The 7641-nt window shown below is 68.9% G+C and carries 8 protein-coding genes and 1 pseudogene; 4 read left to right on the top strand and 5 right to left on the bottom strand.

Annotated features, from left to right (window positions below):
- Nucleotides 1–372: 372 nt before the first annotated feature.
- Nucleotides 373–963, bottom strand: a complete 591-nt coding sequence (gene tpg, locus ACH4UM_RS41465; RefSeq protein WP_398191771.1) for a telomere-protecting terminal protein Tpg — start codon at nt 961–963, stop codon at nt 373–375.
- 132 nt (nt 964–1095) lie between these two features.
- On the opposite strand from tpg, the gene ACH4UM_RS41460 reads away from it, so the two are divergent.
- The 4 genes from ACH4UM_RS41460 to ACH4UM_RS41445 all read left to right on the top strand — a co-directional run bounded on the left by ACH4UM_RS41460 (nt 1096) and on the right by ACH4UM_RS41445 (nt 3167).
- The gene (locus tag ACH4UM_RS41460; protein ID WP_398191768.1) at nt 1096–1404 is read left to right on the top strand and encodes a DUF6300 family protein; all 309 of its coding nucleotides are present in this window, start codon (nt 1096–1098) and stop codon (nt 1402–1404) included.
- 72 nt (nt 1405–1476) lie between these two features.
- The gene (locus ACH4UM_RS41455) at nt 1477–1836 is read left to right on the top strand and encodes a nucleic acid-binding protein (RefSeq protein WP_398191765.1); all 360 of its coding nucleotides are present in this window, start codon (nt 1477–1479) and stop codon (nt 1834–1836) included.
- A 2-nt stretch (nt 1837–1838) separates the two neighbouring features.
- Entirely contained in the window at nt 1839–2369 is a 531-nt protein-coding gene (locus ACH4UM_RS41450; RefSeq protein ID WP_398191762.1) for a DUF6233 domain-containing protein, read from the top strand.
- A gap of 36 nt (nt 2370–2405) precedes the next feature.
- Nucleotides 2406–3167 (top strand): Ku protein, encoded by a 762-nt coding sequence (locus ACH4UM_RS41445; protein ID WP_398191759.1) that lies wholly within the window; start codon nt 2406–2408, stop codon nt 3165–3167.
- Nucleotides 3168–3294: 127 nt separating this feature from the next.
- Here the strand turns inward: ACH4UM_RS41445 and ACH4UM_RS41440 are convergent.
- From ACH4UM_RS41440 to ACH4UM_RS41425, 4 genes and pseudogenes are all read right to left on the bottom strand, one after another.
- Nucleotides 3295–3525 (bottom strand): annotated as a pseudogene (locus tag ACH4UM_RS41440) (ISKra4 family transposase); the annotation flags it as partial.
- On the bottom strand, nt 3414–3836 hold the full coding sequence (locus ACH4UM_RS41435; RefSeq protein ID WP_398191756.1) for a transposase family protein: 423 nt from the start codon (nt 3834–3836) through the stop codon (nt 3414–3416). The gene ACH4UM_RS41435 and the pseudogene ACH4UM_RS41440, both read right to left, overlap by 112 nt.
- 146 nt (nt 3837–3982) lie before the next feature.
- Nucleotides 3983–4315 (bottom strand): hypothetical protein, encoded by a 333-nt coding sequence (locus tag ACH4UM_RS41430; protein WP_398191753.1) that lies wholly within the window; start codon nt 4313–4315, stop codon nt 3983–3985.
- Nucleotides 4316–4401: 86 nt separating this feature from the next.
- A partial coding sequence (locus ACH4UM_RS41425) for a polymorphic toxin-type HINT domain-containing protein (RefSeq protein ID WP_398191750.1) occupies nt 4402–7641 on the bottom strand: 3240 nt, incomplete at its 5' end.

Genomic DNA, 7641 nt, shown 5'->3' with positions numbered 1-7641 from the left:
TGAGTCGCTGACCTGCGGTGATCAAACTCCGATGACACAAACTCGCGTCCGTCAAAGTCCGATGGCAAACGGTCAAGATCCAGTGGCACGGGACAGAGGTGCTGCTACAGCCGGGCTTCCTAGCGCGGCCGCAGCCTCGGTGGCGGTCATGCCGGTGGCGCGTCGGCGGACCGAGCGGCGGCCGACCTTCGCCCAGTCGACCGGCTGACGGGGCGCGGCCGCGCCGGGTTCGGAGGCGCGCAGACGGCGGCGGGATCGGGGAACGGGGGTGCTCACACGAGCCTCCCAATCGTCGCGGAAACGGTGACGGATTTCCGGCCGCCGCGTCGTGGTGCGGCGGCCGTAGACAGGTAAGCCGTGAATTCCGTGCAGCTAAAACGCGATGTCGAGCCACTCCACATCCTCGAATTGCACCTCCACGCCTGCACGCCCGCCGCCGCCTTGACGGAAATAGGCGTCCGCGATGGCCTCGGCAACCAGCTTGTGGAGATCGCTGTCCGTCGCTCCGGACTCCTGCGCCGCCAGGATCGCGTCCGCGTGGGAAGGGGAGACGGCAACGCTGATGTCCCGCACCCGGCCCGCGTCCGATGTCCCCTCCGGGCCGAACCCGAAGTAGGCCCGGCACGATATGACCAGCCCTGCGGACGTGGCCGCACGCTGCCGTGCCTGCGCTCTGAGCTGCGGTTGCCACTCCGCTTCGGTCTCCTTCACCAGAGCCGCCTGGAGGCGCTTCTGCGGCTTCCTGGACGCTCCGGACAGGTAGCGCTCCACCGTCTTGCGGGAGACGCCCAGGCGCTCGGCCAGCGTCTTGGTGGAGCCTTTCTCTCGCGTGCGAAGGAATTTCATCTGGGCTCGCGCGGATTTCGGCGCGGGCCGGGTGAACAGGGCACGCTCCGCGCGGGAGAGGCCATCCATGATCTTGGCGCGGATCCCGGCCGCGCGCTGCACGTCGTCATCAGTCATGTGATCAGCACACCTGTACTGGCCTGTGGACAGAGGACGACGACCGGACTGTCCCTGGCCCGACGAAGGGATTGACGGCGCAGGTCAGCGGGTCTTGGGTGGAGGGCCACGTCCAGAGCAAGGGGGCTGGCCATGGAGCTGCTCAGGTTCTCCGACCGACTACCGCAGTGTTCCCGCTGCCGAGGCGGCCTGATCATGAGCGCGGTGGCGCCGCAGGACGACGAACACGGGCGGCCCATCCATCTGGAGCTGTGCCCGGCCTGCGACACCGGCGACGTCGACCGCCCGGCGGCCGGCCTCCTCATCCAGTGGTTCGCCAACGATGGCGGTCACGACGCGAGCCGCGCCCAGGAAGGCGCCCACCTGCTGATGGAGTGGACGAAGGAGTGCATGGCAGCCCACGGCTGGTACTGGCAGGAGACGCCGCCCGACCAGCCCTGAACCGTCTGCCAGGGGCGCCGGGGCCCCAGCCGTACCGGCGGCGCGGCCGCCGTCTCGAACTACTGTTGGGCCGTGGCAACGTACGAGTTTCCCGACGATCTCCTGACCGCGCAGCGGGACCTCAACCAGGTGCGGGCCGACCTCGCGGCCCTGTACGAGCGGCTGCCGTACTCCGTGGAGCCGATGGAGGCCTGGCAGCGCCCCGAGGGCTACTGGCTCGCCACGTCGCCCGCGTATCCGGACTCGCCGGGCTGGTCGGAGCAGGAACGCAAGGAGGTCGCCGCGCTGCGAGAGAGGGAACGCGACCTCACCGGCGTGATCCTCACGCACGCCTTCTGGGACACGATCGCAGGGCCGGAGCGTCCGCACGCCCGCAGCAAACTCAAGCACGCTCTCACCGCGGCCTCGGACAGCCGGGCGCAGGAGGCGTAGCCATGGCGGACACGCCGCCCGAGCCGCCGCCCATCACAGTGGTCCTCCCGGACGGCCAGAAGATCGCAGGACGCCTCCACGAACGCCAGCAGACGCCAGAGGGCTGGCTGTTCAAGGTTTCCGTCCCGGCCTGGCAGAACACCGCTGACGGCGCCGTAGAGCCCGCCTGGTACACGGTGTGGGTGAAGGCCCCCGACCACGTCAAGCGCGTTGAGGGAGTCTCGTACGACGCCGTCCCCACCGCTCGCCTTCCGGCGCCGCCGATCGAGCGGGAGATCCTCGGTCCGCGCCGTCCGACGGGCTGGGTGCTGCAGACCCTGGGCGGCCGGCGCGGGTCCGACCGCGGCGTCCTGCACGCCCCCGACTGTGATGAGGCACCACAGGGCGCGCCCGTCCTGGCCCTGAACCAAGCCCTGGATGCTGCCGAGAAGGCGGGCATGAGGCTGTGCTCGCTGTGCGGAGCCGCTCAGGAGCTGGAGCCGCTCCTGAGCGGGTTCAACCGCGGCTTCGACACAGACGCTGAACACCTCTGAAATGCGAGATCCCCAGGCCAGCGGTCCCATGGAGGCATGGCCATCACGATGACCGTGAGCTTCGGCCTGGTCTCTGTACCGGTCCTGGTCAGCCCGGCCACGGAAGAACACCGCGTCCGGCTGCACGAGGTACATCGGAGCGACGGCGGTCGCATCCGCCATCGCCGGGTCTGCGAGCTGGAGGACCAGGAGGTGGCCTATCAGGACGTGGCGCGGGGCGTGGAGATGCCCGACGGCACCACGGCCGTCCTGAACGACGCCGACCTCGAACGGCTGCCGCTGCCCACGCGCCGCGCCATCGACGTGCTGGGGTTCATCCCGGCCGACACCATCGACCCGATCTCCTACCAGCGCGCCTACTACTCCCGACCGGCCGGTCCTGCCTCTGAGCGGCCCTACGAGCTCCTGGTCGCCGCGCTGGCACGCACCGGCCTGGTCGGCATCGCCAAGACGGCGCTTCGCTCGCGCGAGCGGCTGACCGTTCTGCGCCCCCGGCACGGAGTCCTGGTCGTCCACGCCGTCTTCTGGCCGGACGAGATCCGTGAGCCTGGGCCGGCGCCGACCAGCCCGGTGACCGACCGCGAACTTGAGCTCGCCGAACTGCTGCTGAACCAGATGCAGGCGATCGACACCCGGGCTGTCCACGACGACTACACAGAAGCCCTCAACCAGCTCGTAGCCGCGCTCAGCTCCGGCCGGGAACTGCCGGCACCTGCCGAGCCGACACAACCGCCGCCGGATCTGATGAAGGTGCTGGAGGCCAGCATCCGGGCTGCCCGCGGCAACCGCAGTTCCTGAAGTAGCTCGCGGATCACGTGGAGGGCATGTCCGCCGCTACTGCCGGGCGGTCGGGCTGCAGACGCGTGTCGAACTGGCGGGCTCAAGCACTCGGATGGGTGCGTATCCGGTGAGGGTGGCTGGTTGATCACGCTGCGAGGCTGAGGGTGTTGCGGTATCGGGCCTGGTGGTTTCGGGTGAACTCCTGTTGTTCGTGCCAGGCCCAGTAGGTGTCGAAGTCGCCGTTGGCGCGCAGGGCACGGAGTTTCAGTACGGCCTCGGCTCCGGACAGGCCCCAGCGGGCTCCGGTGATGTCGAGACGGTCTTTGACCAGGTGGCGGCAGGCTCCCTCGATGATGCCCGTCGCGATCGGCCAGCCGGCGCCGGAGTGCGCCGCCATCTGAGTAGGTGGCGGCGGATCCCGATCACTGCCAGGAGTGCGTTCGAAGCACGCTGACCCCACTCGGCGAGTTCATCGATGCTCCTCGCTCCTGAGACGACCGCACAGGCACTCACCAGCAGGATTGCTGTCAGCGAGTACCACCGGCCCCGCCGTGCGCGCGGGTCGGGCACCGAGTCGAAGTAGGGGCGCAGGTCGGCGATCCGGTCGGTGTCCAGCGGCCCCAGCTTCACCAGCACGGCGGGAATGGGAGAGGATGCAGCAGCAGGCACGGGCCACCTCGTGATCATCTGGCTTAGTCACCACAATGATCATGAAGCCCGTGCCTGCCCTGCCATCCACCCCAACCGGTCACAACCCGACCAGCCGCACGACCCCGGAACTTGCAAGCACCCTGTCCGGAGTGGCCCTTGGGTTTCTGCAGGTGCCTTTCCTATCAGGCCGACGACTCCGAATGAACCGCGATATGGCGCCTGCAAAGATCCGCACTCGTAAGATGCGGAACATCTAGCGCCGCCGAATACAGCCGCATTTCGCGAGCTGCAGAATCGAGCAGCAACCAGAACCTGATATCCAGCTCCAGGTCATCCCCGATCGTAACTAGCTCATCGAATGCGAGCTCCAACTCGTTGCGAGCGATAAAGTCTCGAAATTCAACCAGAGCCTCGCTCGATTCGCCCGGCAAAAGAAGAGCGGCTGCGGCGTCGAGAGCGTTTCTCGCCCGATCCCACGATGCCTCCCGATTGACGGCATCAAATGCTTCGCTCATCTTGCCCAAGCTCCTTCCGCCGCACGGCCCCTAGCCGGAGCCAGGGGCCGTACAGTCAATGATTACCGCGCTTACTTTGCCATGCCTTAGGGCCAAGGATGCGCCGTGATGATCGTGTCAGTTGCAGGCTCATAGATCACACGCAGCTGCACGCCGTCTACCGTGCCGACAATCGCGACCCTAGAGGGTAGGCCCTTCTTCGTAAAAGTAGAACCCTCAGCGCCCTTCTGCCACGTCCATGTCGACTTCGGATTGGTGGCCACCTCGGAGATGTTGTTCAGGATCTGTTCGTCACTCCACCCCTGAGGGAACGGAGTCTTCCCAGGCGCCCCAGGGTATCGATGGCCGCCTCCGGTGGCGTCGCCATCAAGAATATGCGTGGCTCTCGATGGGCCGACGAGATCGCAGTTGCTGTTGTGTACCAATACCGGCGTATTTCCTGCCAGTACATAGTATGTGTGGAGGTCTTCGACGGTGAGGTTGTAGGTGCGTACTCGTTGGTCGAAGGCGCGGTTGGCCTGGACACGGACGGTGCTTCCGTCGCTGCTCAGCAGGGTGGATCCGGCTCGGAGGTCGTGGGCTTTGACCCAGCGCTTTTCCGTGGGGTTCCAGAAGGGGTGCTCGTAGGTTGCGGTGAGCTTGCGGGGTCCGTCGGGTGTGTCGAGGGTGAGTTCGTCGAAGTGTTTGTCGCCGTCGGTGATGATCAGTCGTGCGACCTTGCGCGGTGCGGTCTTCCCGGTGAGCGGGTTGGTAGCGACTACGGTGTCGCCTGCCTTGATGGTCTCGATGTTCTTCGCAGGGCCGCCGGCCATGAGTACTTTGGTGCCGGCCACGAAGCACTGGGTGCATGTCTCTTTAGCAGGGCGTTCTTCCCGGGCTTCGCGGAGGGCTTGGTCGAGGTCGTCGCTGAAGCGGTGGACGCCTTCGTTGGCCATGGCGAGGCCACTTCCGGTCGCGGCTATACCACCGCTGACCGCCATAACAGCTTCGAGGCAGCCGGCACCTGCTGTCTCGGGGCACAGGAAGAGTCCGCCGCCTCCGCCTACGAGGCCCTCCGTGATTCCCGTGTCCGCCAGGAAGGCGCCGCCGACGCTCTCGATCAGGTCAGCGGCGAGTTGCGGGCTGTTGTCCCAGAGCGCCTGCGCATAGGGGCTGATTTTGTTGACTGTGTCCTTGAGCCACCCCGGTATCCAGCTGCCGTCATCGTCCTGCTGACTGTTCTTCTTCCGCTGTTCCTCGACCAACTGCCGAAACCGCGCCGCTTCCTGCTGCTGTTTGACGACTGCGGTGTGGTAGGCATCCATCTCCGCCTGCGCGGCGGCCGTGGCGTCCTTGCCTGCTGCCGTGGCGGAGGCACGGGCCTGCTGGGCATCTGTCCAGGCCGAGTCGGCGGAGCTGCGTGCGGAGTCGGCCGAGTACCGGGCGTAGGTCGCGGAGTTGAGGGCATCGGCTGCGGCGTTTTCGGCGTCCTGCTGTGCGCCGCGGGCGGTCTTGGCCGAGGCGGCGGCGTCCTTGGCGGACTGTTCGGCCTGGGTGGCGTAGACGTCGGCCTGGGCGGCGTAGCTCTTGGCGTTGTTGGCCGACTGTTCGGCCTGCTTGGCGTAGCCGGCTGCTTCGTCCTTGGCCCTGGCGGCGTCGGCTGCTGCCTTGCCCGCCTCGGCCGCGTTCTTCTGCGCGATGGCGGCGATGCCCGCGGCCTGTGCGATGAGCTGCTGGATCTGGGCCTCGTGGGTGGCGCCTAGTTGGTCCTGGCGCTGGGCCTTGTCCTGGCCGACGGTGATGAAGGCGTGGAGCAGGCTGGAGGGTCCTTCGAGGGCGATGCGGGCTGCTGCCCTGACCTGCGGGCCGTTGTTTTTGTTGTTGGTGTCGGTGAGCTGGGCGGCGCGGACGCGTTCGTCCTGGGTGCGCGCCAGCGGGTCGCCGGTGGTGATGAACTGACGCAGGGCGTCGGCTGTGTCGGTGTTGAGTGCGGTGCGGCCGGCCTGCTGTTCGATCGGGCCGGCGTTGGCGATGATCCGGGCGACGACGAGGCGCATGTCCTGCTTCATCGCCTCGTACTGGCCGCTGGCCAGGAATGCGGTCACCGCTGAGTCGTCGCCGTCGAGGGCCTTGGCGGCGGCGGCGCGCACGTCGGCCGAGCCGGCGACTAGCGCAAGGTGCCCGACGTCCTGGCGATCGTCCTGGGCGCTGGCTTCCTGGCGGCCGGTGCGGATGTAGGTGGTTGCGTCCGCGTCGAAGCCGGCCAGGGCGACCAGGGCCGCGGACTGGCTCCACGGGCGGCCGGTCTTCGCGGTCGCCAGGGCCACCTTGCGGGCTTCGGGAGCGATCTTCGCCGGGTCCGCGCCGGGCTGGGCGGCCTGGTCGGCCAGCTTGCTTGCCTCGGCCTGAAGGTCCTTGGCCTGCTGTACGGCTGCCTGCTGGGCCGCGGTGCGCTGGTCCTCCTGCGCTTTGAGGTCCCTCGCGCGGTCGATGGCCTCGTTGGTCCGGGCGGTCAGCTGCTCGGCGTCGATACGCACGGCCAAGTCGTGGACCTTCTGAGCCTTGGCGACGGCCGCGCTGGCGGCGTCGGCGTCCTTCTTGGCCTCCTTGGCGTGCGCGGCGGACTGTTTGGCGGCGGTCGCCGCCTCACCCGCGTGCTTGGCCGCGTCGTCGGCCGCCTTGGCCGCGTTCTCGGCATGGGTGGCCGCGTCGTTCGCCGCGTCACGTGCTTCCCTGGCGTCGGAGGCGGCCTCGTTCGCCAGCGATTCGGCGGCGTCGGCGGCACGGGCCGCCTCCTGGGCGTGCCGGTGGGCGCTGGCTGCGGCGTTCGCGGCTTCGTCGGAGTGGGCGCCGGCCTGGTCGGCCAGGGTGTTGGCCTGGTCGGCCGCGTTCGCGGCGTCGGTGGCATCGCTGCCGGCGCCGCTGGCCGCTTTGGCCGCGTCGGCGGCCTGGGCGGCGGCGGTGTGGGCCGAGTCGGCGGCGTTGGCGGCGGCACGGGCTCCCGCGGCGGCGTCGCGGGCCTGCTGGGCTGCCTTGCGGGCGGAGCCTGCCTGACCGGCGTCGAGGGCCGCGTTCGCGGCGGCGTCACGGGCCTGGGAGGCTGCCTCTGCGGCGCCGTCCGCGGCCGCTGCGGCGGCCGAGGCCGCGTTCGCGGCGACACGGGCCGCATCCGTGGCCGCGTTCGCGGCGTCGATCGCGGTCTGTGCGGCGTTGGCGGCCTGCTGGGCGGCGCTCGCCGCGCGGGCGGCTGCCGCTGCCGCGTGCTGGGTGTCCTTCTGGGCGGCCTGGGTCTCCGCGGCGGCCTTCTGCGCGGCGGCCTTGGCCAGCTTCGCCGCGGTCACCGCACG

It is taken from the genome of Streptomyces sp. NPDC020801, assembly GCF_044334385.1.
Taxonomy (GTDB): Bacteria; Actinomycetota; Actinomycetes; order Streptomycetales; family Streptomycetaceae; genus Streptomyces.
The sequence above is the reverse complement of the archived record's forward strand: the minus strand, read 5'-3'. Positions and strand labels throughout refer to the sequence as shown.